Here is a 24,563-nt window from a genome sequence, read left to right on the forward strand (position 1 = left end):
GCGCCGACGCCGGTCAGTGGCAACGTCGCCGACTATGTGCCGAAGACGAATGCGCCGACCAAGAAGCAGGACGACTCGGACGGGCCCGCGAAGCCGGGTGGCGAGCTGGGCAAGGACGCGTTCATGAAGCTGCTCGTGACGCAGCTCAAGTATCAGGATCCCAGTAACCCCATGGACAACCGGGAGTTCCTGGCCCAGACCGCGCAGTTCTCGACGCTCGAGAAGCTGACCGACGTCGCCGCGGCGGAGCAGAGTCTGCTCAACGCGCAGCTGCAGCTCGGGGCGAGCAACCTGATCGGCAAGACGGTCACGTACGCCGGCGCCGACGGCAAGGCCCTCACCGGCGTGGTGACGTCGGCCAAGTTCTTCACCGCCGGGCCGCCGACGCTGCACGTGGGCAACACCGACGTACCGCTGGCCAGCGTGAGCGAAGTGACCGACAAGGCGCTGGCTCCACAGACCGGCCAAACCGGCCAGACCGCGCCGGCGGGCCAGACCGCCCCCACGCAGACGACGCAGCAACCCGGCCAGCAGCAGCCGCACCCACAGCAGCAGCCGCAGCCGGGAAGCCAGCAAACCGCGCCCCCGCAAGGCACGCAGCCGGCAAGCCAGCCGCCCGCGCCCACGCAAAGCGCGCAGCCGCAGCCGGCTCAGCCTCAGCCGCAGCAACAACAGCAGCCGACGCAGCCGCAGCAACAAGCGGGAAGCCAGCCGCCGTCGCCCAGCAAGCCGTCCTGAAAGGAAACCACCCCACATGCTCCGCTCACTCTTCTCCGGCATCAGCGGCCTGCGCGCGCACCAGCAGATGCTGGACGTCACCAGCAACAACATCGCCAACGTGAACACCGTGGGGTACAAGGCTTCACAGACGGTCTTCGCCGACACCCTGAGCCAGATGATGCGCGCCGCCGGTGCGCCGCAGCCCGAGATCGGCGGCACCAACCCGGCCCAGGTCGGCCTGGGCGTGCGGATGGCCGCCATCAACACCGTGTTCACCCAGGGCTCGGCCCAGACCACCGGCCGCCCTACCGACGTCATGATCTCCGGTGACGGGTTCTTCGTGGTGAACTCGGTGAACGAGCAGCTGTACACCCGGGCCGGCGCGTTCAACTTCGACGCCGAGGGCAAGCTGGTCACCCCGACCGGCGCCGCGGTGCAGGGCTGGCCCGCGGTCAACGGCGTGATCAACAGCAACGCCCCGATCGGCGACATCCGGCTGCCGATGGGCACGCTGATCGCGCCGACGGCGACCGACACCGTGGTCGTGGCGGGCAACCTGCCGGCCAACGCGACCGATCCGTCGTCGATCACGCGGTCGATCAAGACGTACGACGTCACGGGCAACACGGTCACGCTGACCGAGAACTTCAACTTCACCGGCGGCGCCTGGTCGCTGACGCTGTCCGACGGGACCAACACGGTCGGGCCGACGGCGCTGACGTTCGGGGCCAACGGGCAGATCACCGGCCCCACGTTCACCGACAAGAACGGCGCCACCAAGGTCGGCATCATGTACGACCCGATGGGCACCGGCGCCGGCATCGGCGTGGACCTCGCGGGGCTCACCGAGTACACCGGCAACACCACGGTCCAGCCGCTGAGCCAGAACGGCGCCCCCGCGGCCACGCTGCAGTCGTTCAGCATCAACCCGGACGGTCAGCTGGTCGGCGTGTTCTCCAACGGCAACAAGCAGACCATCGCCCAGCTGGGGCTGGCCAACTTCAACAACCCGCCCGGCCTGGAGAAGGTCGGCGACTCGCTGTACCGGTTCACCGTCAACTCGGGTCTGGCCCAGGTCGGCGCGCCCGGCACCGGCGGGCTCGGCACGCTGCAGGCCGGTGCGGTCGAGATGTCCAACGTCGACCTGGCCCAGGAGTTCACCAACCTGATCGTCGCCCAGCGCGGCTTCCAGGCCAACTCCAAGGTCATCAGCACCTCCGACGACGTGCTCCAGGAACTGGTGAACCTGAAGCGGTAGGAGCAACCGGCAATAGGCGGCCCGCCTGAACGTTCGCCTCTGCGGCGCCCTCAGTCGGTCGTGATCTACGCCTGTTGCCGGTCGCCCAGAGCCCTAGGAGGCCACCGTGATACTGCTGACCCGCCTCAACGGCCCGGTGTTCGCGCTCAACCCAGACCTGGTCGAGCGGGCCGACTGCACCCCGGACACGGTGATCACCCTCGTGGACGGCACCAAGTACCTCGTCGCCGAGTCGCTGCCCGAGCTGATGGCCCTCGTGCGGCAGTACCGTGCGTCCGTCGTCGTCGAGGCGCAGAACATGGTCGGGCAGACACCGGACGAGCGGGCCGAGGCCGCCGCTCAAACGGTCAAAGAGACCAACGTCGTCCGTCTGCACCGTCGGGAGCGCTAAGCACCATGGATCCGGCAACTATCGCTGGCATCGTCCTCGCCTTCGTCGCGATCTTCGCCGCGATGATCCTGGAGGGCGGTAGTCCCGGCTCCATCTTCCTGGTCGCGCCGCTGGTGCTGGTGTTCGTCGGCACCCTCGGCGCGGCCATGGCCGGCGGCATGCTCAAGGACACGATCGCGCTCATCGACTCGCTCAAGCGGGTGCTGCTGAGCAAGTCCGCCGTGTACGACGCGCTGGTCGACGACATCGTGAAGCTGGCCGAGAAGGCCCGCCGCGAGGGGCTGCTGGCCCTGGAGGACGCGATGAAGGAGGTGCAGGACCCCTTCCTGAAGAAGGGCCTGCAGCTCGCGATCGACGGCACGGACTCCGAGGAGCTGGCCGGCATCCTCGAGGCCGAGGTGGACGCCAAGAAGAAGGCCGACAAGCAGGCCGCGGCGATCTTCACGGCCATGGGTGGCTACGCGCCCACCATCGGCATCATCGGCACCGTCATCGGCCTCATCCACGTGCTGGAGAACCTCAGCGAACCGGCGAAGCTGGGCGAGCTGATCGCGAGCGCGTTCGTGGCCACCCTCTGGGGCGTGCTGTCCGCCAACGTCATCTGGCTGCCGATGGGCGCCAAGATGAAGCGCCTCTCCGACATCGAGTGCGGGCAGATGGAGCTCGTCATCGCCGGCATCATCAACATCCAGGCGGGCGCCAACCCCCGCCTCGTCGCGCAGAAGCTGCGCAGCCTCCTGCCGCCGGGCGCCGCCAAGGACGAGAAGGCCGCATAACCTGCGTGCACCCGTACGACACCACCACGGAACTCTTGTGTCCTCCGGTCGGTCCGATGTAACCCCTGACGGCGTTACAACGACCTGGAGGGGGGCCGCCGATGAGTGGTGGTGGACACGCGGCGAAGGCCGGCGCGCACACGAAGCACAAGAAGGGCGGCCACGACGAGGAGGAGCACGAGAACCACGAGCGGTGGCTGGTGTCCTACGCGGACATGATGACGCTGCTGATGGTGCTGTTCATCGTGCTGTTCGCGATCTCCCAGGTCGACCAGAAGAAGTTCGCGGAGCTCAAGAACGGCCTCGCGGTCGGCTTCGGCAACCCGTCCGTCGCGTTCGAGGGCGGCGAGGCCAGCCTGATGGAGTCGTCGGACTCCAACTCGCCGATGGACCTGTCCTCCGGCGTCGGCGGCACCACCTCGGACGCCACCGCCGTGCAGGACGCGGTGCAGGCCAAGGAGCGCGCCAGCGCCTCGAAGCGCCAGCAGGCCGCGGCCGAAGAGGTCAAGAACTACGACAAGATCAAGGCGCAGATCGACGCCGAGCTGGCCAAGCAGGGCCTGGCCGACCAGGTCAAGTACACCGTCGACGAGCGCGGGCTGGTCGTCACCATCGTGACCACCGGCATCGTGTTCAACGGCAACGAGGCCAACCTCCTCGCCGCCGGCAAGAAGATCATCGACGGGGTCGGACCGGCGATCGCCGCCCTGCCGAACAAGATCGAGGTCGACGGGCACACCAACCAGCTCTCCGGCGGGACCGGCAACTACCCCTCCGGCTGGGAACTGTCCTCCGCCCGCGCCGCCGCCGTCGTGCGGATGCTGCACGCCGACGCCGGGATCGCCGAGAACCGCCTCGAGGCGGCCGGCTTCGCCGACACCAAGCCGCTGTACCCCACGACCGACCCCCGCGCGGCCGAGCTGAACCGCCGCGTCGAGGTCATCGTCCTGTCCAACCTGCCGGCCGACACCAAGGCGCTCCTGCCGTCGGCTTCCACTGACACCACCAGCTGACACCCACCAACTGACTCCACCATCTGACGAGGAGGAACCATCATGGCCAAGGATGAGAAGACCACCGAGGAGACCCCCGCCAAGGGTGGCAAGAAGAAGCTGATCATGATCATCGCGATCGCGGTCGTCCTGCTGGGCGGCGGCGCCGGCGGGTACCTGATGTTCAAGCCGAAGACCGCCGCGGCCGAGCCGGCCCCCACGCCGGGCGTCGTGTCCGTGCTGGACGCGATCACGATCAACCTGGCCGACGGGCACTACCTGAAGCTGAAGATGACGCTGCAGGCCACCACCGACGCCGCCGAGGCCCCGGACGGCAGCAAGGCCCTGGACATCGCGATCGAGCAGTTCAGCAACGTCAGCGAGGACACCCTGCTGACCACCGAGGGACGCGAGGCCGCGAAGAAGAAGCTGGTCGAGGCGGTCGTCAAGGCGTACACGGAGGACAAGAAGAAAGAGGTTATGGACGTCTACTTCACGACGTTTGTGATTCAGTAGCGGCAAGCCCCGCGGCGGGCCTGGAGGTTTCCGATGAAACCTTCAGGTCCGTTTCGGCCGTTTTACGTCAACCTGCACCCGAAAAGACCGATGGTAAGAGAGTGACGCAGTCAACGTCCGCGACCGGCAGCGGCCGCACGCCGGGCAGGATGCACCGGCGTGGCGGCAAGAGTTCCGGTCCCGAGCCGTATGACTTCCGTCGCCCGACCAAGCTGTCCCGGGAGCACATCCGCACGCTCCAGATCGCCTACGAGACCTTTGCCCGCCAGTACGCCACGCTGCTCACCACGAGCCTGCGCGCGGTGTCCTCGATCAGCCTCATCTCCATCGAGCAGCTCACCTACGACGAGTACATCTCCGGCCTGTCGAGCCCGACGGTCGTCGCGATGTTCTCCATCGATCCCCTGCCCGGCACCGCCATTCTGGAGTTCTCCCTGAGCACGGCCATGGCCTGCATCGACCACATGCTGGGCGGCCCCGGCGGCCCGCAGCCGCAGCGCCCGCTGAGCGACATCGAGATGCCGTTGCTGCACGGCCTCATCGAACGGACGCTCGGCGAGCTGCGGTACGCCTTCGAGGGCATCGTGGCGCTGCGGCCGAAGATGACGACGATCGAGTACAACCCCCAGTTCGCCCAGGCCGGAGCGGCCTCCGACGCCGTGATCGTGTCGTCGTTCGAGATGCGCGTGGGCACCGAGGAGTGCGTGGCCTCGATCTGCCTGCCGTTCGGGTCGATCTTCCCGAAGCTGCAGGGCGAACGGGGCGACGCGGTGCTGACGGACGCGCAGCGGGCTGCCCGCGAGGCCGCGTACCGCAATGTCGTCGCGGGCCTCGAGGGCGCCCCGATCGAGGTCTCGGTGCGCTTCCAGCCGGTGCGGATGCACCCCGCCGACCTGATCGGGCTGCAGCCCGGCGACGTGGTCCCGCTGGCCCACTCGACGTCCACGCCGCTCGCGGTGGTGACCGCGGACATCACGTTCGCCTACGCCGTGCCCGGCGCGCAGGGCAACCGCATGGCCTGCCTGGTGGTGCCGAGCCCCCAGCCGGGTCAACGCCCCACCCACCGGCCCGCCGGACAACTCGGCATGAAGAACCGCGCTGAGGAGACCAGCCGATGACGATCGGTACCAACGAGGCCGCGCTGGCCCGGGCCGAGGCGGCCGCGCAGGCCGCCGTGGCGCTGCTGCCCGCCAGCTCCCCGCTCTCCGTCGGTGCACCCACCCAGAACGCCGATGATCTCGCCGTGGCCGGCCAGGCCGTCCGGGCCCGGTTCGCCGGCGCGGCCCAGGGCGAGGTCGCGATCGTCGTCACCCAGGACCTCGTCGAGGCCCTGGCCAACTCGCCCATGGGCAGCCTGGACCTGAGCCAGGCGGTGCGCCCCGCGCTGGAGGCGGCCGCGGCCGTGCTCGGCCCCGTCGTGGTCGACCCGGGCGAGCTGCTGGAGCCCGTGCAGGCCCTGCGGGAGCTCGTCGCCGCCGGCGGCGTCCTGGTCCCCCTCGAGGCCGGTGAGCTCGGCGTCCAGGCCGTCGTCGGGCTCGCGGTGGCAGCGGAGGTGCTGGGCGCCGACGGCGGCGACGGCGGGGACGCCGACCGCTCGGAGCGCGCCCGCGGCGGCCCGCCCGCCTTCGACCTGCTGCACGACGTCGAGATGGAGGTCACGGCCGAGCTCGGGCGGACCCGGATGAGCGTGCGCGAGCTGCTCTCGCTCGCCCCGGGCGCGGTCATCGAGCTCGACCGCGCCGCCGGCGGCCCGGCCGACCTGCTGGTCAACGGCCGGCTCATCGCGCGCGGCGAAGTGGTCGTCATCGACGAGAACTTCGGCATCCGGATCACCGAGATCGTCGGCCCGAGCGACCGGGCCTAGGGGCGGCAGCGACCACCATGGAACTCGTACTGCGCGTATTGTGCTCACTCACCGTAGTGTTCGCGATACTCTGGGCGCTGATGCGGCTGGCCCGGCGTCCGCTCGCCGGCCGCAGCGGGGGGAATCTGACCGTGGTGGCACGCCAGCAGCTCAGCCGTGGCTCGTCGGTCGCGGTCGTCAAGGTCGCGGACCGGGCCCTCGTGCTCGGCGTCACCGACGCGGGGGTGTCCCTGCTCGCCGACGCGGATGCCGCCCTCTTCCCGGAGCCCCAGCCCGTCGAGAACCCGCTCGCCCCCGCCCTCCGTCTGCTGCGCAAGAGCTCGCCGTGAAGCGTTTTCTGGCTACGGTACTGCTGGTGCTCGCCTTCGTCGCGCTGGCGTCCCCGGGCGTCGCGGAGGCGGTACCGACGCCGAAACCACCCGCCGCTCCAACCGCTCCGGTGATCGACGGCTCGCCCGACGGCACGGTGAACATCGACGTCAACGGGGTCAAGCCCAGCCAGTCGATCACCATCCTGGTCGCGCTCACGCTGCTGTCGGTGGCGCCGGCCCTGCTGCTCACGATGACCTCGTTCACCAAGGTCTTCGTGGTCCTGTCCATCACCCGCAACGCGCTGGGACTCAGCAACGTCCCGCCCAACCAGGTCATCGCCGGCCTGGCCCTGTTCATCAGCCTGTTCATCATGTCGCCGACGCTCTCGGCGGTGAACAAGGACGGTGTGCAGCCCTACCTGCACGGCGAGAAGACGCAGTCCGTGGCGTTCAAGGACGGCTCGGCCCCGCTGCGCGGCTTCATGCTCAAGCAGACGCGCAAGGACGAGATCGCCCTCTTCACCAAGATCGCCGACCGGCCCGCGCCGAAGAACAAGGACGACGTGCCGATGACGACGCTCATCCCCGCGTTCGTGCTCTCGGAGCTGCGGGCCGCGTTCATCATCGGCTTCGTCATCTACATCCCGTTCCTGGTGATCGACATGGTGGTCTCGGCCGCCCTGATGAGCCTGGGCATGATGATGCTGCCCCCGGTCACGATCGCCCTGCCCTTCAAACTGCTGCTGTTCGTGCTCGTCAACGGGTGGGGGCTGATCCTCACCGCGCTGGTGGCCAGTTACCGCGGCTGATCCGAGGTGTACCCCTGATGACCGACACGAAAATCATCGAACTCGCACTGCAGGCCATGGCCATCGCGGCCAAGCTCGGCGGCCCGATCCTGCTCACGTCGCTGGTCGTGGGCTTCGCGGTGTCGCTGTTCCAGTCCGTCACCCAGATCCAGGAGAGCACGCTGAGCTTCGTGCCGAAGGCCGCCGCGATCGGGGCCGCCCTGGTGATCGCGGGCAACTGGATGCTGCACGAGATGGTGGCGTACACCGAACAGCTCTACGCGTCGATCCCCGACCTGATCAATGGCGCTTGATCTCTCGCTCAACACCGTCATCGCGGTGCTGCTGGCCGCCATCCGGGCCGGCGTCTGGCTGACGCTGTGCCCGCCGTTCAGCAACCGGGGCACCCCGCAGACGGTCAAGGCCCTGATGTCCATCGCGATCGCACTGCCGCTCGCCCCGAAGCTGGCGGCCCAGGTGCCTTCCGAGATGTCGGCCGGGTTCCTGGTCACCAACGCGATCGAGCAGGCCGCGGTCGGCGCCTCGCTCGCCTTCCTGACCATGATGATCTTCGCCGCGACCCAGATCGCGGGCAACCTGGTCGACCTGGTCGGCGGCTTCACGCTGGCCTTCGCGATGGACCCGTTCTCCCTGCAGGGCAACGCGGTCTTCGGCCGGTTCTACGGGCTCATCACCATGGCCATCATGTACGCCACGGACGCCCACCAGCTGATCCTGCGCGGCTTCACGTCGTCGTTCACCGCGATCCCGCTCAACGGCACCATGTCGATGACCCACTTCACCGAGCTCGTGACCACCGGCGCGGGCCAGATGTTCCTGGCCGGGCTGCAGATCGCGGCGCCGTTGATCGCCATCATGCTCGCCGTGGACGTCGCGCTGGGCCTGCTCACCCGGGCCGCCCCGGCGCTGAACCCGTTCTCGTTCGGCTATCCGGCCAAGATCTTCCTGACCCTCACCATCGCCGGTACCGCGATGATGCTGCTGCCCAACGCGCTCGTGAACCTGACGACCCGCGCGATCGGCCTGACGCTCCAGCTGTACAACAGTCGCTAGCCGGGACCGGGCCCGAGCACGTTCGTGTGCACTCCGGCGGCCGAACCCTTCGACTTGAGCATCATGATGAACGCGAGCACCCGCGCGACCGCCCCGAACAGCTCGGCCGGGATCTCGTCGCCGACCTCGCAGGCCCCGAAGAGCGCGCGGGCCAGCGCCACGTCCTGCACGATCGGCACCCGGTGCTCGGTCGCCACCTCGCGGATCTTCGCGGCGATCAGCTCGGAGCCCTTGGCCACGACGCGCGGCGCGCCCTTGTCCGGCTCGTACTTCAGCGCGACCGCCACGTGCGTCGGGTTCGTCACCACGACGTCGGCCGTGGGCACGTCGGCCATCATGCGGCTGCGGGCCATCGCGTGCTGGCGGGCCCGGATCTGGCCCTTCACGTGCGGGTCGCCCTCGGACTTCTTGTGCTCCTCCTTGACCTCTTCCTTCGACATCTTCAGCTGCTTGTTGACCCGGCGCTTGGCCACGAAGTAGTCGGCGAAGGCGAGCACCAGGCCGGTCGCCGCGGCCACCTGCACCACGTGCAGCACGGTGCCCGCGACCAGGCCGATGACGGTCTGCAGGGGCACCGTGGTGGCCGACAGCAGCGCCGGCACGAGGCTCTTCATCGTGCTGTACACGACCAGCCCGAGCACGATGACCTTGGCCAGCGACTTGACCGACTCCCACACCGCCTGGCCGCCGAAGGTCTTCTTCAGGCCCTTGAGCGGGTTGAGCCGCTTGAAGTCCGGCTTGAACAGCTTCGTCGCCGGGCGCAGGCCGCCCTGCGCCGCCGCGGCCAGGATGGTGAACGCGAACAGCCCGACCGTGATCGGCGCCGCGATGATGACCATGTCCTTCGCGGCGCCCTTGGCCAGCTCCATCGCCTTGGCGGGCTCCGGGTCGGTGAACGCCTGGGCGCCGCGCATGAAGATCGCCTGGGTGCGCGTCGCGAGCTCCCGCGCCATCGTCGGGATCAGGAAGCTCGCCAGCAGCACCCCGCCCCACGCGCCGAGGTCGGGCGTGCGGGCCCGGGTGCCCTCGCGCCGGGCCTGCCGCTTCTTCTGCTCGGTAGGCTGCTCGGTCTTCTCGCCGGCCACGAACTACCCCGCGCTGGTCCCCAGGGCGCCCTCGATGGTCTTCATCGACCAGCCCACCGCGGCGAGGTACGCCTTGGCGAGCTCGCTCGAGGACACCGGCGAGGCGGCCAGGGCCTGCTCGTCGGCCAGCTCGTAGGCCTTGACCGTAGCCAGCACCTGGCCCAGCCGGCCGTGCCCGTCGACCAGCGCCTCGACGATCTCCACCGTCAGCGGCAGCCGGGCCGCGATCTCGGCGATCGGCTCGCTGATCAGTTCGGCCACGCCGGCCAGCAGCCCGACGGTGAACGCCGCCTCCCCCGACAGGCTCAGCCGCTCGGCGACCGTCTGGCACAGCCGCGCCCGCGCCATCGTGGCCGACAGCTGCTCCTCGGAGGCCGACTCGGCCACGTCGCTGACGAGCATGAGCGCGGCCCACTGCCGGATCTTGGCCGAGCCCAGCAGTACCACCGCGTCCCGCACGGACCCGACCCGCCGCGGCAACCCCGAGGCGGCGGAGTTGGTGGCGCGCAGCACGCGGTACGAGAGGGCGGGGTCGCTCTGGACGATCGACACGACCTTGGCCAGGTCCGCGTCCTCGGCCGTGACCGCCCCGAGCAGCTCCAGCCGGCGCAGGCGCGACGGGGACAGGGCGACCGCGCTGAGCACCTGCGGGCGGCCGACCGCATAGCCCTGCAGCAGGTCGAACCCGAACCGCTTGGCCAGCAGGATGTGCTCCTCGGTCTCCAGCCGCTCGGCGACCAGCTTGACGCCGGGGTGGCGCCGGCACTGCTCGACGACCTCGGCCAGCTCCTCGGGCTCGCGGATCAGCAGGTCGAGCTTCACGTACGCGGCCAGCCCCAGCAGCCGCTCGTGGCCGAGGCCGAACACGAAGTCGTCCAGCGCGATCTCGTACCCCTGCTCGACGAGGCGGGCCGTGCCCGACAGCACCGCGCCGTCGATCTCGACGGTCTCGAGGATCTCCAGGATCGCGTGGTCGGGGTCGAACGGCAGCGGCAGGTCCCCGACGAGAAACTCGCGCGTGAGGTTGATGAAGCACTTGCGCCCGCCGACGAGCTGCTCCAGGCCGAACTCGGTGAACGCGTTGACGATGACCTGGCTCGTCGCGTACGAACTGCGCCGGGTCGCCTCGATGTCGTCGGCGGCGCCGCGGAAGAGCAGCTCGTAGCCCACCACATGGCCGCCCCAGTCGTAGATGGGCTGGCGGCCGATGTGCACCAACTGGGTGGAGTCGGTCCGGGGGGAGGTTGCTGCGGGCTGCACGCACCAACGATCGGCACCCGGCGCTGCAACCAAAGGAAAACCCTCAGAAGTACCCGTACGCCACCGATGGGGAGGACAACGACCAGAGGTTCGGAAGGGAACAGCGGGCGGTGCCGAAGCGGCTTTCGCAGTACGTCGTGCCGATCGGCATCGTGCTGATCATCTTGATGATGGTCGTGCCGCTGCCGGCGTTCATCCTCGACGCGCTCATCGCCGCCAACATCACGCTCGCGCTGGTCATCGTGCTCGTCAGCATGTACGTCAAGCGCGCCCTCGACTTCTCCGCGTTCCCCTCGCTGCTGCTCATCGCGACCCTGTTCCGGCTGGCCCTGAACATCAGCGCGACCCGGCTGGTGCTCACCAACGGCTTCGCCGGCAACGTCATCGACGCGTTCGGCCACTTCGTCGTCGGCGGCTCGCTCATCGTCGGCCTGGTCATCTTCCTGATCCTGTTCATCATCCAGTTCATCGTCATCACCAAGGGCGCCGAGCGCGTGGCCGAGGTCGGCGCGCGGTTCACCCTCGACGCCATGCCCGGCAAGCAGATGGCGATCGACGCCGACCTCAACGCCGGGCTCATCGACGAGGCGACCGCGCGCAAGCGGCGCACCGAGGTGACCTCCGAGGCCAGCTTCTACGGCGCCATGGACGGCGCGTCGAAGTTCGTCAAGGGCGACGCGATCGCGGCCATCATCATCACGATGGTCAACCTGGTCGGCGGCTTCGCGATCGGCATGCTGCAGCGCGGGCTCTCCCCGGCCGACTCCATCTCGACGTACTCGCTGCTCTCCGTCGGCGACGGCCTGGTCTCGCAGATCCCGGCCCTGCTGCTCTCGGTCGCCACCGGCCTCATCGTCACCCGCTCGGCCAACGACGGCGACATGGGCTCGACGGTGAGCAAGCAGCTCAGCCAGCACCGCAACGCCCTGATGATCGGCGGCGGCGCGGCGCTCGCCCTGTGCCTGGTGCCGGGCCTGCCGAAGCTGCCGTTCCTGATCGCCGGCGGCGGCGTGCTGGCCATCGCCTTCCGGCTGCCGAAGAAGACCGAGCCGTCGGCCGAGGACCAGGCCGCGATCTCCGCCGCCGAGGCCGAGGCGGCGGCACCCCCGGACCCGACCGAGGTCCTGCTCAGCGAGATGCGGGTCGACCCGCTCGAGCTCGCCCTCGCCCCCGACCTCGTGGACCTCGTCGAGGCCAGCGGTGGCGACCTCCTCGAACGCGTCCGCGCGCTGCGCCGCAAGGTCGCCCTCGAACTCGGCATCGTCATGCCGCCCGTGCGCACCCGCGACGACCTGGACCTGCCCCTGTCGACGTACGTGGTGCGCATCAGCGGCGTCGAGGTCGGCCGCGGCCAGGCCCCGCCCGGCACCGTCCTGGCGATCGGCGACGGCCTGGACTTCCTGCCCGGCCGGGCCGGCGTCGAGCCCGTCTTCGGCCTGGCCGGCAAGTGGGTCCCGGCCGAACTGCGCCATCAGGCCGACCTCACCGGCGCCACGGTCGTCGACCGCGCGTCGGTCATCATCACGCACCTGGCCGAGATCGTCCGCGTGCACGCCAGCCGCCTGCTCGGCCGCGAGGACGTGCGCGCGCTCGCCGAGGTGGTCCGCCGCTCCAACCCCGTCGTCATCGAGGAGCTGACCCCGGCCGTGCTCAGCCTCGGCCAGATCCAACAGGTGCTCGCCGGCATGCTCGACGAGGGCGTGCCGATCCGCGACCTGGTGCGCATCTTCGAGGCGCTCTCGCTGCAGGCCAAGCAATCCACCGACCCCGATGCGCTGCTGGAGGTGGCCCGCGCCTCGCTCGGCCCGGCCATCGCCAACCGCTATTCGCAGGACGGCACGCTCACCGCCATCACCCTGGAGCCCAGACTGGAACAGCAGCTGCTGGAATCGATGCGCCCGACCGACAACGGCCTGCAGTTGCTCATTGACACCGGCCGCGCCGAGTCGATTCTGGCCGACCTCACGCGCCTCACCGAACAGGGCGAGGAACGCGGCGTCAGCCCCGTTCTCGTCTGTTCCCCACAACTGCGCAACGCGTTGCGGCGCCTGGTGCAGATGGCGCTGCCGCGTTTGCCGGTTCTGTCGTACTCAGAGATCGCCGGGAGTACGCTGCGAATTGAGACTATTGGGGTGGTGAACGGTGCCTACCCGGTTGCTGCTTGAGGGTCGTGACCTCGAGGAACTGCTCGCGCAAGTACGCGACGAGCACGGGCCTGACGCTGTCATCATCTCGGCCGAAAAGGTCCGTTCCGGTGGTGTCGGCGGCCTTTTCGGCACCCAGAAATACGAACTGACGGTCGAGGTTCCGGACGCTGTTTCTCCGTCGCCTTCTCCGTCGCCTTCCCGGTCGCCTGAGAACACTGAACCATCTGTTCCGGCCGCGGACCAAGACGACACGCCGAAACGCCAGATCACCATCGAGGATCTGGCCGCGATGGCGGACGCGGCCGAGCAGCGCGGCGAAAATCCGACGGCGGCTTCGGCATTTGCGGAATTGCTCGCGGAGGCGCAGAAATCGCCGCCGCCCGCCCCGCCGGAGCGCCGGCCGGCTACGGCGGCTGACGCCTTGCACCGCCTTCTCGCCGCAGACGCCCCGGGCCGCTCCGCCCCGGACCGCTCCGCCCCGGCAGGTCCCTCTGGCTCGCCGGGTTCTGCGGGTCCTTCGGGTCCTTCGGGTCCTTCGGCTGCGAAAGGTTCCAAGGAGCAGGCGGCCGAGTCGGCGGCGCCGTCGGTGCGCCCCTTTCGGCCCGGGTCCGATCAACCGGTGGCCAAGCTTGGGATGACGCCGCCACCTCCTCCGGCCGCGGCGCAGGCGGCAGGTCCGAAGAAGCCGCCCGTGGTGAAGGCCCCCGCGGCTGCCCCGAATTCCGCTCCCCCGGCTGCGGATCCCCGGGCTTCTGCGGCCCCGGCGTCCGCGCCTCCGGCCTCGGTGCCTCCTGCCTCTGTTCGCCCGGCTTCCACTCCCCCGGCTTCCGCTCCCCCGGCTTCCGCTCCCGCGCGACCGCCGACGAAGGCGCCTGCGGGCAAGACGGCGTCAGCCAAGGGCGCCGAAAAGCCACCGGCCAAGGCGGCGACCGAGACGAAGCCGGCCACTCCGCCCGCCAAGCCGACGTCGCCGCCCGCAGGTTGGACGCCGGCGACGCCACCGACCATCCGCCCCGCCGCGCCGCCCGCACCTGCGTCCGCTCCTGTACCGCCGCCCGCCGCGACCGAGCCGCGGCGTCTCATCGCCGAGAAGCCGCATGATGTGGCTGAGCCGCTGCGTGGTGTGCCGCCATTCGGTTCTTCGGCGCCCGCACCTGGGCCGGCCGCGAGCCAGGAGGCGTCCGAGCAACCACAGCGCGACGTCCCGGCTGCGGCGTCCGGGCAACCGCAACGCGACGTCCCGGCTGCGGCGTCCGAGCGACCGCAACGCGAGGTTCCGGATCCCGCGTCCGAGCGAGTGCGGCGCGAGGTTCCGGATCCGGCTTCCGAGCGAGTGCGGCGTGACGTGCTGCCTCCGGCGTCCGAGCAGGCGCGGCCGGAGTTTCCGCCTCTGACGGCCGAGCGACTGCGGCGTGACGTCGCGGCCCCGGCATCCGAGCAAGCGCGGCCCGGGTTTCCGCCTCTGACAGCCGAGCGACTGCGGCGTGATGTCGCACCCCCGGCGTCCGAGCGATCGCGGCCGGAAGCACCGGCTCGCGCAGCCGAGCGCGCGCGACCCGGTTTTCCGCCTCCGACGGCCGCGCGGTCGCAGGCGGACATGCCGCCACCGAGCGAGCGGGCGCGGGCGGATATGCCGCCGCCGATGGTCGCGCGGGCGCGGTCGGAGGCACCGATGGCGGGGCGGCCGCGGCTGGTTGCTGATCCGCCGGCGATCGACGTGGACTGGAGCCAGCTCGAACGGCTCGAGTCGTGGGCCGAGGGGACGCCCTCCTGGCTGCCCGACCGTACCGACCCCTGGGGCGCACAGCGTGGTGCGTTCCGGGACCGCACCGAGACCGCGGCGGCCGATCTGTCCGCCGCTGCCTGGGGGCGTCCGAACGCGGGCTGGGGACCACCGCCCCCGGCCGGCACGCCGATCCCGACCGGGGACGCACTGCGCTACGCGTCCGGGCGTCCGGGTGGCCGCGGCATGCGGTACGGCTCGCCGGGCCCCGCCACACCGTCGCACTTCGGACGCGACACACCGGCCCGCTTCAACCGCGCCGCACCGGCGTACGAAAACCGCGAAGCGCGGGGGTACGAAACCCGCGCCGCGCCGACCTACGGAAGCCGCGAGACGTCGGCCTTCGAGAGCCGCGAGACGTCGGCCTTCGAGAGCCGCGAGACGTCGGCCTTCGAGAGCCGCGAGACGCCGGGCTATGGAAGCCGCGGAGCGTCGACCTTCGGAAGCCGCGACACGCCGGCCTTCGGAAGCGGTCAAGGGCCGGCATACGGAAGCCGCGAAGCGCCGGCCTTCGGAAGTCGGCAGATGCCGGCCTTCGCAAGACGCGAAGCGCCGAACAGCGTCTTCGAGGCGCCACCGAGCCGGGCAGCGTCGCTCGGCCTCATGGGCGGCGCCTTTCCGCGGGGGCCGGTGCCTCCGCCGCCGGTGTGGACCGGTGGGGCGCGGCCTACCGGGCCGCCCGGACCCGACGGATCGCCGTACGAACACGGTGATCCCGCAGCAGATGGACCTAACCGTTCCGAGCCGGCCCAGATCCGGCCGACCGATTCCCGGCAGGAGTCCCTAATGCCTGTTGAAGCGACCGCCACGGTGGAGAAGCCGCGTACCCCTCCCGCGTCCGAGCGGCTGGGTGCCTACGCCCAGGCGTCCGCGGCCGCGGCCGAGGCCATGGCCGACAAGACCGAGCGCCCGGCCAACGGCGCGAACGCCGGTCCGGCGCTGATCCACAAGCTGGAGTCCCTGGGCGTGCCGGAGGACATCTCCGTCCGCGCGACCAACGGGGACACGTACGGTGCCATCGTCGAGGCGTTCACCGCGCTGCCGATGGCCGATCCGGCGCCCGACGCGCCCGGGGAGACCCTGATCGTCGTGGGCGAGTCGACCCACGCGATGGAGGTCGCGCGGTTCGTCGCGGAGGCGCAGCGGCTGGACGCCGAGCACATCCTGTTCGCGGGCCGCAACGCCGCGGCCGCGGGCATCGACGGCAAGCGGCGGATCACCGGCGCGCACGACGCGCGGCTGTGGGCCAAGAAGCTGCGCAAGTCCGACGCGCCGAGCGTGGTGGCGGTGGAGGCGGCGCTGGACGAGGCGAGCTGGGCCGCGGCGATCGTCGAGGCCGTGCGCCCGGTCGCGGTCTGGGTCGTGGTCGACGCCAGCCGCAAGACCTCGGACGTCGCCCACCACCTGCAGGGCCTGCGCCGCGTGGACGCGATCTGCCTGCGCGGCACCGGCTCCAGCGGCGACCCGGCCAGCCCGCTCTCGCTGCGGGTCCCGGTCGCGCTGCTGGACGGCCGGCCCTCGACCCCGTTCCAGTGGGCCGCGATGCTGTGCGAGCGCCTGAGCCTGGTGGGAGGCTGACCCCGGGATGCTGGGAATGGCCCGCTTCTCGACCCTGTTCCTGGCGCTGCTGATCGCGTCGCCGGCGCTGTACGCCGGATTCGTGACCCACGCCCTGAGCATGCAGACGGCCCTGCTCCGCCTGCTGATCGCCGTCCCCGTGGCGGCCGTCATGCTGGCGCTGTTCCGCATGATCACGGGGGGCTACGGCCGCCGGGCCGAGGAGAAGCGCGCCGAGCCCAAGCCGGGCGACCAGGAGCAGGAGGGCGACCAGCCGCTGCGCGCCGAGGCCACCGCCGGCGAGCCCTTCCCCCAGCGCCGCTCGGAGGACAGCACTCCCTGAAGGCCCGTGGCTCAGATGTCGTTCGAGGACCTGGTGCGCAGCCCGTAGCGGCTCGCCACCGGATTCCACACGCCCAGGAACCGGTTCTTGGCGTCCGTGGCGTTCTTCGACTGCCGCTGGGCCTCGTCGTAGTACCCGTCGCCGCCGCCGTTGCACCCGCTGGACAGTTCGGCCTGCCCCCACGGTACGAACGACTTGTCAGCGGCCAGCGAGAACCCCAGCGCCTCCTTCAGCGCCGCGCGGACCTGCTCGCCCTCCGGGATGCCGGACAGGTCGAACTTGGACACGCTGTCGATCTGGGACTGCCGCTCGGTCCCGACGGTCTGCATGTCGCCGATCGCCTTGTCGAGGAACGAGCACTTGTTCACCAGGTCGATGGCGTCGTTGAGCTTCTTGCGGCTGGAAATGCTCGCGTCGAGCACCGCATCGACCGCCGCCGCCTGCGCCTTCGGATCGACGGCCGGCCCATCGGTGGGCGTCGAAGTCGTCGGTGGCACCGCCGCCGTCGTCGTGGGCGCGACGACCGACCGGTCCGAGGTGTCCGCCACCGGCGTCCCCCCATCGGAATTGCCGGTCAGTTTCACGACCGCGATGACGGTACTGGCAATGACGAGCACCACCACAATCACCGTCAACGGCACCAGGAGACGGCCGCGACCCGGCTTGAGCGGCTGGTAGTACCCGGACTGCGGCGACCCCGAAATGGGCGTCACCGAAATAGGCGCCCCGGAAACCGGCGGCAACTGCGGGTAGGCCCCCGATGGATAGCCAACCGGCGGCGGCGGGGCATAGACGGGCGGGGCATAAACGGGCGGCGGCGGAGCGAAACCCGGGGCCGGAGCCATTCCCGGGTCGGAAATCGGCTGCACGTCGTACGAAACGGGCGACCCGGGGTATGCCCCAGCCGCGGGCGTCAACGCGGTCCCACACTGCGCACAATGCGTCGCACCAGGGGCGTTGCCCGGAAAATAACAGGTGGGGCAGGGCATGCGGCGAGCGTAACGACCCCCGGCAACCAGCCGGAACCACCGAGCGTCCCCCGTCGGTGACGAATCGACGACCCTGGGACGCCGGAAGGCCGGGCAATTCCGCCAACCCGGCGTGCCGCCGCGCCCGACCAGAAGCCGACCCGGCGTGCCCCGCGAACGAGACGATGGCAGTCTCGTGTCCATGGCCGACCGGTACGACGTGGTGGTGGTGGGAGCGGGCCCCGCCGGTTCCGCCGCCGCCCTCGCCGCCCGCAGCAAGGGCGCGTCCGTCCTGATGCTCGACAAGGCCGACTTCCCCCGCGACAAGCCCTGCGGCGACGGCATCGCCCCGCACGCCCTGGACGTGGTCGAGGAGTTCGGCGTCGACACCCTGGCCGCGGGCTTCGCCCCGGTCCCCGCGCTGCGCCTGGCCGGCCCGGGCGGCGCCGAGGTGGCCCGCCCGCACGCCCGCCCGGCGCACACGATCCCGCGCGTGGTCTTCGACGACCGCCTGGTCAAGGCCGCCGTGGCCGCGGGCGCGGAGCTGCGCCGGCACGCGGTGCGAACCGTCGAGGACCGCGGCGACCACGTGCTCGTCGACGGCGCGATCAGGGCGGGCGCGGTGATCGGGGCCGACGGCGCGTACTCCCTGATCCGCAAGACCCTCGGCCACGCCCCCAACGGCCCGGGCCACCTCGCCCTCGCCATCCGCGGCTACGTGCACGCCCCCGGCCTCGCCCCCGAGCAGCGCATCATCACCACCGAGTCGGGCTGGCCGGCGTACGCGTGGGCGTTCCCGATCGGCGACGGCCGGGCCAACATCGGCTACGGCGAGGTGCTCCGCGGCCGCCCCCTCACCCGCGCGCGGCTGCTCGACCGCCTCGCCGAACTCCTGCCCGACGTCGACACCGCGGCCGCGACCGAGCTGCGCGCGCACCACCTGCCGCTGTCCACCCACCGCCCGCCGCCCGGGCGCGGCCGCCTCCTGCTCGCCGGGGACGCGCTCTCGCTGATCAACCCGTTCACCGGCGAGGGGATCTTCTACGCGGTGCTCTCCGGCGCGCTGGCCGGGGCGGCGGCCGCGCACGGGGGCGATCCGGCCGGCCGGTACCGCAGGGCCCTGCGCGCCCGGCTGGGGCGGCACCTGCGGCACTCGCGGGTCGCCGCCGCCCTCAGCCAGCGCCGGTGGATCGTGGACGCCGCCGTGCGCGCCGCCCGGAAGGATCAGCGGGTGTTCGACGACCTGATCGAGCTGGGGCTGGGCGACGGGCGGCTGACGCCGCACACGCTCACCGCGATCACGCTGGCGCTGCCAAGTTCAAAGCCATGAGCTCCAGCGTTTGTACCGTACTGAGGTACCGCTCCTGCGAGATGCCCGCCATCGACCGGCGCCGGATCTCGGCCACCTGCGCCCGGATCGCCTCGCGGGCCGCGGCGCCGGCCGGGGTCACCGCCCCGTCCGGACCCAGCCAGCCCCGGGCGGCCAGCGCCGCCACCGATGCCGCACGGCCGTCGAACGGATCGTCCGCGGCCAGGCCGTTCAGCACCTGCCAGTCCCGCCGTGTCACGCCCGAGGCGGACAGCGCGGCCGCGAACGCGTCCTCCAGGCGGCGGTCGAGCTCGCGCAGCCAGTACCCGATAGGCTTCATCGAATCTCCATAACAAAGAGAATGTAGATAACAGAGATTATGCAGAACGAGGAAGCGGTCCTCAAGGCCATCGAGTCGGCCATGGTGACCATCCGGCGGCGGCAGACCCGGCGGGCGCTGGCGCGCAGCTCGCCGTATGTCGACCCGGCGCTCTTCGATGTCGTGGACGCGGTCGAGGCGGGCGGCGAGGCGGGCGGCGGCGTCACCGTGACCGACGTCGCAGCCGCGCTCGACGTCGCCCAGCCGCGGGCCAGCAAGCTCGTCGCGGGGGCGGTCGAGGCCGGGCTGATCAGGCGCGAGGCGGATCAGCGCGACGGCCGGAAAGCCTTGCTGGCACTGACGGTGAGCGGCCGGGAACTCTGCGATCGCGTCCACGAGGGGCGCCGGCACCGGTTCGCCGAAGCGACACGAAACTGGGACGCGGCCGAGCGCGCCACGTTCGCGCAGCTCTTGACCCGGTTCGTCGACGGGCTCACCGAAACGACGGCAGAACGGCACTGAGCGTCGATTCATCACCGGGCCCCGGTGCAGTAATCTTCGCCGGGGGTGATCTGGTGGCGGGCTCGGACAACCGGGGTGAGGCCGTCATCGATCCTGCGCTGTCGCAGCTCGCCCGGCAGTGGCTCGCCGCGGTGCGCCAGACCGGCTACCTCGACCTGAGCGCCGACGCCCTGCAGCGGTTCTTCGAGGAGCAGACGCTCCGCCTGCGCGCGGACGGGGGCTCGGCCGGCGACGTCGGGGCGGCCCTGGTCGGCGTCGGGCTCAACAGCCCCGAGGCGCTGCAGCGCTCCATCGTCGTCCTGGCCCCGGACAGCAGCGCCGAGCTGCTCGGCGACTTCGCGGCCGGCTTCGCGCGGGCCCAGCGCCAGCGGATCCTCGACGACCAGGAGCGCATCCGGCGGGCGTGGACCCGCGCGCTCACCGACGCCGAGCACAGCCTGCAGCGCGAGCTGCACCACCAGGCCCACCACGACCCGCTGACCGGGCTGCCGAACCGGGTCCTGCTCTACGGCCACCTCGCCGAGGCGCTGCGCGAGGCCGAGGACGGCGCCCGCATCGGGGTGTGCTTCCTGGACCTCGACGAGTTCAAGACCATCAACGACACGCTCGGCCACGGGTACGGCGACGAGCTCCTCGTCGCGCTGGCCGACCGGCTGCGGGGCTGCGTCAACGCGGCCGGGCACTTCGTGGCGCGGGTCGGCGGCGACGAGTTCGTGGTCGTGGTGCGCGACACCAAGGGGCCCGACGAGCTCACGGAGCTGGCCGAGTCGATGCTGGAGGCCCTGGCCAAGCCGGTGCGGCTCGACGGGCACGAGCTGGCGGTCTCGGCCAGCATCGGCATCGTGGAGCAGGCCGCGCGCGGTGCGGAGCCCGAGGAGCTGCTGCGGGCCGCCGACGCCACGCTGTACCTCGCCAAGGCCGACGGCCGCGCCCGCTACGCCGTCTTCGACGAGCAGCGCAACGCCCAGCAGCTGTTGCGGTACGGGCTGACCGCGCGCCTCGCGGGTGCGCTGGACCGCGGCGAGTTCGAGATCGTCTACCAGCCGCTGGTCGGGCTGGCCGACAACAAGCTGCACGGGGCCGAGGCGCTGCTGCGCTGGCGGCACCCGGAGCTCGGCACGGTCTCGCCCAACACGTTCATCCCGGTCGCCGAGCAGTCCGGCATGATCCTGCCGCTGGGCCGGTGGGTGCTGCGCGAGTCGTGCCTGGCCGCCGCGGCCTGGCAGCGCGAGCACCCCGGCCGGCCGCTGCTCATCAGCGTCAACGTCTCGCCCCGGCAGTGCTCCGACCCGCGGCTGCTCGAGGACGTGCGGGCGGCGCTGGCCGAGTCCGGGCTCGCGCCGGGCAACCTGCAGCTGGAGCTGACCGAGACGGTGCTCATGCAGGAGACCGGCCGGCCCGTGCAGACCCTGCGCCAGCTGGCCGACCTCGGCGTGCGGATCGTCATCGACGACTTCGGGATCGGCTACTCCAACCTGGCCTACCTGCGCCACCTGCCGGTGCACGGGCTGAAGCTGGCCGGCGCCTTCATGGCCGGCATCCGCAAGCTGGAGAGCGACCACGTCGACGAGCAGATCGTCGAGACCGTCATCCGCCTCGCGCACACGCTGCAGATGACGGTCACCGCCGAGGGCATCGAGACCGCCGATCAGGCCGCCCGGCTGGCCGCGCTGGGCTGCGACCTGGGCCAGGGCTGGCACTTCGGGCGGCCGGTGGAGCCGGCCAGCATTCCCCTTACGCGCTCTCCCGCTTCAGCCTGATCCATCGGTACCCGTACGGGCCCAGCGGCAGCGCGGAGAAGTCCCCCACCTCCGGGTACTCCCGGTCGGCGAACACGTCGTTGGGGTGGTTCACCTCGGCGTCGAGGTCGGAGAGGTCCACCACGACGTCATCGGTGCCCAGGTTGTGCAGGAACAGCATGGTGCCCGTGCGCCCCTCGGCCTTGTGCACCAGCACCCCCGGCGGCAAAGCCTGGTCGATGACGGAGCACGTGCCGTTGCCGACCTCCGGGCTCTCCCGCAGCGTGCGGATCATCCGCTCGAACCAGGCCAGCAGCGACTGGTCGTCGTGGCGCTGCGCGGTCACGTTGACCTTCTCGTAGCTGAACTCGCCCTTGCTGATCACCGGCCGGATCGGGTCGGCGGCCGAGAACCCGCCGTGCTTGTCGAACGACCACTGCATCGGCGTGCGGATCGCGTAGCGGCCCTCCTGCGAGAGGTCCTCCCCCATGCCGATCTCCTCGCCGTAGCGCAGGACCGGCGTGCCGCGCATGGTGAACTGCAGCGAGTACGCTAGCTCGATCCGGCTCCGGTCGTTGCCGAGCATCGGGGCCAGCCGGCGGCGGATGCCCCGGCCGTAGAGCTGCATGTCCTCGCTCGGGCCGAACTCGGCGAACACGTCGTCGCGCTGCTCGGCGGTGAGCCGGGACAGGTCGATCTCGTCGTGGTTGCGCAGGAACGTCGCCCAGTGCCCGCCCGGGGGCAGGTGCGGGGTGGTCCGCAGCCATTCGATCACCGGCTCGGGGTTCTGCCGGGCCAGCGCCAGCACCAGACGCCCGTTGAGCATGAAGTCGAAGAGCATGTGAATGCGGTTTCCGGTACCGCCTGAGTCTCCGAAGTACTCCGGAAGTTTCTCGGGCTCCACGTTGGCCTCGGCCAGCAGCATCGCGTCGCCGCGCCGCCACTGCACGTGGGAGCGCAGCTCGGAGAGGTAGGCGAAGTCCATCGGGCTGTTGGGGTTGCCCGGCTCGGTGAGCTCGATGATGAACGGCACCGCGTCCATCCGGAACCCGGCCACCCCGAGCTGGATCCAGAACGCCAGGACCTTCTTGATCTCCGTGCGGACCTGCGGGTTGGTGAAGTTGAGGTCCGGCTGGAAGTTGTAGAAGCGGTGGTAGTACCAGGCCCGGGCCTTGCGGTGGTAGGTCCACGTCTCGGCCTGCTCGCCGGGGAACACCATGCCCTGGTGCCGGTCGGCGGGCTCCTTGTCGGCCCAGACGAACCAGTCGCGGTACGGCGAGTCCGGCGACGAGACCGCGGACTGGAACCACGGGTGCTCGTCGGAGGTGTGGTTCACGACCAGATCGATCATGACCTTGATGCCCCGGTTCGCGGCCTCGTGCAGCAACTCCGCGAAGTCGCCCAGCGTGCCCAGCCGCGGATCGACGTTGTAGAAGTCGGTGACGTCGTAGCCGTCGTCCTTGCCGGGCGTCGGATGGATCGGGCTGAGCCACAGGCAGTTGACTCCGAGCCTGGTCAGGTAGTCCAGGCGACTGATCAGACCTTGAAAGTCGCCGATGCCGTCGCCGTTGGAGTCCTGGAACGTCTCGACGTCCAGGCAATAGATGACACTCTCGGTGTACCACCGCTCGCCCATGCGGTTCGGGTCTCCGATTCGGGCTCAGCTCAAACGCGCGCTTGCGTGCGTGCGGCCCGGAACGCGAGGATGGCTCCCGGGGGGCTGATGGTCGACTTCGCTGGCGCGCTACGAGATGCAATCCAGGCACGTGGCCTGGGGCTGGAGCGCATCCAGGAGCGGTTGCGGGCCGAGGGCTACTCGGTCAGCCTCGCCACGCTCAGTTACTGGCAGACCGGGCGCAGCCGGCCGGAGCGGCGCGAGTCCCTCGCGGCCCTGGCCGAGCTGGAGAAGATCCTGGAGGTCGAGCCGGGCTCGCTGGCCGCCCTGGTGGGCCCGCCGCGGCCGCGCGGGCGCCATCTGCACAAGAGTCCGGACACCGTGGAGCTGGGCGCGTTCTGGTCCGAGCGGGACCTCATCGTCGACCTGGCCCAGGGCATCGAGACCCGCTGGGACGAGCGGCTGACCCGGCTGTCCCAGCACGACCGCGTCAACGTGAGCGCCGACCGCGGCGAGGTGTCGTTCCTGGTGCGTCAGGTGCTGCGGGCCGAGGCCGACGGGCCGGACCGCTGGGTGGCGATCATCCGGCTGGACGTGCCCGGCAACCCGCTGCCGCTGCTGACGCCGGTGCGCAACTGCCGGATGGGCCGCGTCGTGGAACACCCGGAGAGCGGCCTGCTGCTCGCCGAGTTGTTGTTCGATCGCCCGCTCGCCAAGGGCGAGACGGTGATCACCGAGCACGCGCTGCACAATTATCCGCCGTTCCCGCTGGCGATTCAGTACGAGCGCAAGTTTCGGCTGCCGGTGCGCGAATACGTGGTCGAGGTCTGCTTCGACCCGGCAGCATTACCCCGTGCGGTGTATCAGTTCCAGCAAATGGACGGGCAGGATGAACAGGTCGTGTCGATGGAGGTCGACACCGGCCATTCGGTGCACGCGATCGCGCTCGACTACGGTCCCGGGCGCTACGGCCTGCGGTGGGACTGGGACTAGCGCGCAGTACCGGATGATCACAGAATCTTCGATGGCATTTTCCACAGCACCTTTGATGTGAGTGAAGAACAACGGGGCGCCGGTGTGGTGGCCAGCGCCCCGCCTCTGTTCCCGGATTTACCCGGCGTCACCATCGGAACGGCTGGGATGTCGCCGCGACGGTCGGGGTGGAACGCATGTGCCGCCTCCACAAGGAAGTCTCTTTCCTTGTGGGAGAACCTATTCGGCAGCCC

24 protein-coding genes are annotated in these 24,563 nt (G+C 70.6%); 19 read left to right on the forward strand and 5 right to left on the reverse strand.

What is annotated here, in order from left to right:
* Positions 1–36: 36 nt before the first annotated feature.
* The 12 genes from ACQPZ4_RS45095 (at position 37) to ACQPZ4_RS45150 (ending at position 8,690) form a co-directional block, all read left to right on the forward strand.
* The gene (locus tag ACQPZ4_RS45095) at positions 37–738 is read left to right on the forward strand and encodes a flagellar hook capping FlgD N-terminal domain-containing protein (RefSeq protein WP_433050958.1); all 702 of its coding nucleotides are present in this window, start codon (positions 37–39) and stop codon (positions 736–738) included.
* 16 nt (positions 739–754) lie between these two features.
* The gene (locus ACQPZ4_RS45100) at positions 755–1,978 is read left to right on the forward strand and encodes a flagellar hook protein FlgE (RefSeq protein WP_433050961.1); all 1,224 of its coding nucleotides are present in this window, start codon (positions 755–757) and stop codon (positions 1,976–1,978) included.
* Between the two features lie 106 nt (positions 1,979–2,084).
* Positions 2,085–2,369: a flagellar FlbD family protein gene (locus tag ACQPZ4_RS45105; RefSeq protein ID WP_433050964.1), complete on the forward strand. Its 285-nt coding sequence runs from the start codon at positions 2,085–2,087 to the stop codon at positions 2,367–2,369.
* 5 nt (positions 2,370–2,374) lie between these two features.
* Positions 2,375–3,145 (forward strand): flagellar motor protein, encoded by a 771-nt coding sequence (locus ACQPZ4_RS45110; RefSeq protein WP_433050967.1) that lies wholly within the window; start codon positions 2,375–2,377, stop codon positions 3,143–3,145.
* A 101-nt stretch (positions 3,146–3,246) separates the two neighbouring features.
* Positions 3,247–4,158: a flagellar motor protein MotB gene (locus ACQPZ4_RS45115; RefSeq protein ID WP_433050970.1), complete on the forward strand. Its 912-nt coding sequence runs from the start codon at positions 3,247–3,249 to the stop codon at positions 4,156–4,158.
* Between the two features lie 42 nt (positions 4,159–4,200).
* Entirely contained in the window at positions 4,201–4,653 is a 453-nt protein-coding gene (locus tag ACQPZ4_RS45120; protein WP_433050973.1) for a flagellar basal body-associated FliL family protein, read from the forward strand.
* Between the two features lie 101 nt (positions 4,654–4,754).
* On the forward strand, positions 4,755–5,771 hold the full coding sequence (locus tag ACQPZ4_RS45125) for a flagellar motor switch protein FliM (protein ID WP_433050976.1): 1,017 nt from the start codon (positions 4,755–4,757) through the stop codon (positions 5,769–5,771).
* Positions 5,768–6,517: a flagellar motor switch protein FliN gene (fliN, locus tag ACQPZ4_RS45130; protein WP_433050979.1), complete on the forward strand. Its 750-nt coding sequence runs from the start codon at positions 5,768–5,770 to the stop codon at positions 6,515–6,517. Before ACQPZ4_RS45125 ends, fliN begins: the two co-directional genes overlap by 4 nt.
* A gap of 56 nt (positions 6,518–6,573) precedes the next feature.
* Positions 6,574–6,846: a flagellar biosynthetic protein FliO gene (locus tag ACQPZ4_RS45135; RefSeq protein ID WP_433050982.1), complete on the forward strand. Its 273-nt coding sequence runs from the start codon at positions 6,574–6,576 to the stop codon at positions 6,844–6,846.
* Positions 6,843–7,637 carry a flagellar type III secretion system pore protein FliP gene (gene fliP, locus ACQPZ4_RS45140; RefSeq protein ID WP_433050985.1) on the forward strand — a complete coding sequence of 265 codons (795 nt, stop codon included), beginning with the start codon at positions 6,843–6,845 and terminating at the stop codon, positions 7,635–7,637. The genes ACQPZ4_RS45135 and fliP overlap by 4 nt, the downstream gene beginning before the upstream one ends.
* A 17-nt stretch (positions 7,638–7,654) precedes the next feature.
* Positions 7,655–7,930, forward strand: a complete 276-nt coding sequence (locus tag ACQPZ4_RS45145) for a flagellar biosynthetic protein FliQ (RefSeq protein ID WP_433050988.1) — start codon at positions 7,655–7,657, stop codon at positions 7,928–7,930.
* The gene (locus ACQPZ4_RS45150) at positions 7,920–8,690 is read left to right on the forward strand and encodes a flagellar biosynthetic protein FliR (protein ID WP_433050991.1); all 771 of its coding nucleotides are present in this window, start codon (positions 7,920–7,922) and stop codon (positions 8,688–8,690) included. Before ACQPZ4_RS45145 ends, ACQPZ4_RS45150 begins: the two co-directional genes overlap by 11 nt.
* On the opposite strand, the gene ACQPZ4_RS45155 is transcribed toward ACQPZ4_RS45150, so the two are convergent.
* Positions 8,687–9,775, reverse strand: a complete 1,089-nt coding sequence (locus ACQPZ4_RS45155) for an EscU/YscU/HrcU family type III secretion system export apparatus switch protein (RefSeq protein WP_433050994.1) — start codon at positions 9,773–9,775, stop codon at positions 8,687–8,689. The two genes, ACQPZ4_RS45150 and ACQPZ4_RS45155, sit on opposite strands and share 4 nt — an antisense overlap.
* Positions 9,776–9,778: 3 nt before the next feature.
* Entirely contained in the window at positions 9,779–11,035 is a 1,257-nt protein-coding gene (locus ACQPZ4_RS45160; RefSeq protein WP_433050997.1) for an EAL and HDOD domain-containing protein, read from the reverse strand.
* Positions 11,036–11,145: 110 nt separating this feature from the next.
* Between ACQPZ4_RS45160 and flhA the strand changes: the two genes are divergently transcribed.
* The 3 genes from flhA to ACQPZ4_RS45175 all read left to right on the forward strand — a co-directional run bounded on the left by flhA (position 11,146) and on the right by ACQPZ4_RS45175 (position 16,865).
* Positions 11,146–13,200 carry a flagellar biosynthesis protein FlhA gene (flhA, locus tag ACQPZ4_RS45165; protein ID WP_433051000.1) on the forward strand — a complete coding sequence of 685 codons (2,055 nt, stop codon included), beginning with the start codon at positions 11,146–11,148 and terminating at the stop codon, positions 13,198–13,200.
* A 2,551-nt stretch (positions 13,201–15,751) separates the two neighbouring features.
* Positions 15,752–16,543 carry a hypothetical protein gene (locus ACQPZ4_RS45170; RefSeq protein ID WP_433051003.1) on the forward strand — a complete coding sequence of 264 codons (792 nt, stop codon included), beginning with the start codon at positions 15,752–15,754 and terminating at the stop codon, positions 16,541–16,543.
* Positions 16,544–16,559: 16 nt separating this feature from the next.
* A complete protein-coding gene (locus ACQPZ4_RS45175) occupies positions 16,560–16,865 on the forward strand; it encodes a hypothetical protein (protein WP_433051005.1) in 306 nt (101 codons plus the stop codon).
* Positions 16,866–16,876: 11 nt separating this feature from the next.
* Here ACQPZ4_RS45175 and ACQPZ4_RS45180 read toward each other — a convergent pair whose 3' ends face one another.
* Positions 16,877–17,578 (reverse strand): hypothetical protein, encoded by a 702-nt coding sequence (locus tag ACQPZ4_RS45180; RefSeq protein WP_433051008.1) that lies wholly within the window; start codon positions 17,576–17,578, stop codon positions 16,877–16,879.
* Between the two features lie 457 nt (positions 17,579–18,035).
* On the opposite strand from ACQPZ4_RS45180, the gene ACQPZ4_RS45185 reads away from it, so the two are divergent.
* Positions 18,036–19,163 (forward strand): geranylgeranyl reductase family protein, encoded by a 1,128-nt coding sequence (locus ACQPZ4_RS45185; protein WP_433051011.1) that lies wholly within the window; start codon positions 18,036–18,038, stop codon positions 19,161–19,163.
* On the opposite strand, the gene ACQPZ4_RS45190 is transcribed toward ACQPZ4_RS45185, so the two are convergent.
* Positions 19,132–19,482, reverse strand: a complete 351-nt coding sequence (locus tag ACQPZ4_RS45190) for a hypothetical protein (RefSeq protein ID WP_433051014.1) — start codon at positions 19,480–19,482, stop codon at positions 19,132–19,134. The two genes, ACQPZ4_RS45185 and ACQPZ4_RS45190, sit on opposite strands and share 32 nt — an antisense overlap.
* An 81-nt stretch (positions 19,483–19,563) precedes the next feature.
* On the opposite strand from ACQPZ4_RS45190, the gene ACQPZ4_RS45195 reads away from it, so the two are divergent.
* Both ACQPZ4_RS45195 and ACQPZ4_RS45200 read left to right on the forward strand, forming a co-directional pair.
* Positions 19,564–19,983 (forward strand): MarR family winged helix-turn-helix transcriptional regulator, encoded by a 420-nt coding sequence (locus ACQPZ4_RS45195; RefSeq protein WP_433051017.1) that lies wholly within the window; start codon positions 19,564–19,566, stop codon positions 19,981–19,983.
* 53 nt (positions 19,984–20,036) lie between these two features.
* Complete coding sequence (locus ACQPZ4_RS45200; protein ID WP_433051020.1) at positions 20,037–21,743, forward strand: putative bifunctional diguanylate cyclase/phosphodiesterase; 1,707 nt, start codon at positions 20,037–20,039, stop codon at positions 21,741–21,743.
* Here the strand turns inward: ACQPZ4_RS45200 and ACQPZ4_RS45205 are convergent.
* Positions 21,718–23,358 (reverse strand): alpha-amylase family protein, encoded by a 1,641-nt coding sequence (locus tag ACQPZ4_RS45205; protein WP_433051023.1) that lies wholly within the window; start codon positions 23,356–23,358, stop codon positions 21,718–21,720. The two genes, ACQPZ4_RS45200 and ACQPZ4_RS45205, sit on opposite strands and share 26 nt — an antisense overlap.
* A gap of 87 nt (positions 23,359–23,445) precedes the next feature.
* On the opposite strand from ACQPZ4_RS45205, the gene ACQPZ4_RS45210 reads away from it, so the two are divergent.
* Positions 23,446–24,330, forward strand: coding sequence for a hypothetical protein (locus ACQPZ4_RS45210; protein WP_433051026.1), 885 nt, complete (start codon positions 23,446–23,448; stop codon positions 24,328–24,330).
* Positions 24,331–24,563 lie beyond the last annotated feature (233 nt).

Source organism: Dactylosporangium sp. CS-033363 (genome assembly GCF_050942475.1).
In the GTDB taxonomy this organism is placed as follows: domain Bacteria; phylum Actinomycetota; class Actinomycetes; order Mycobacteriales; family Micromonosporaceae; genus Dactylosporangium.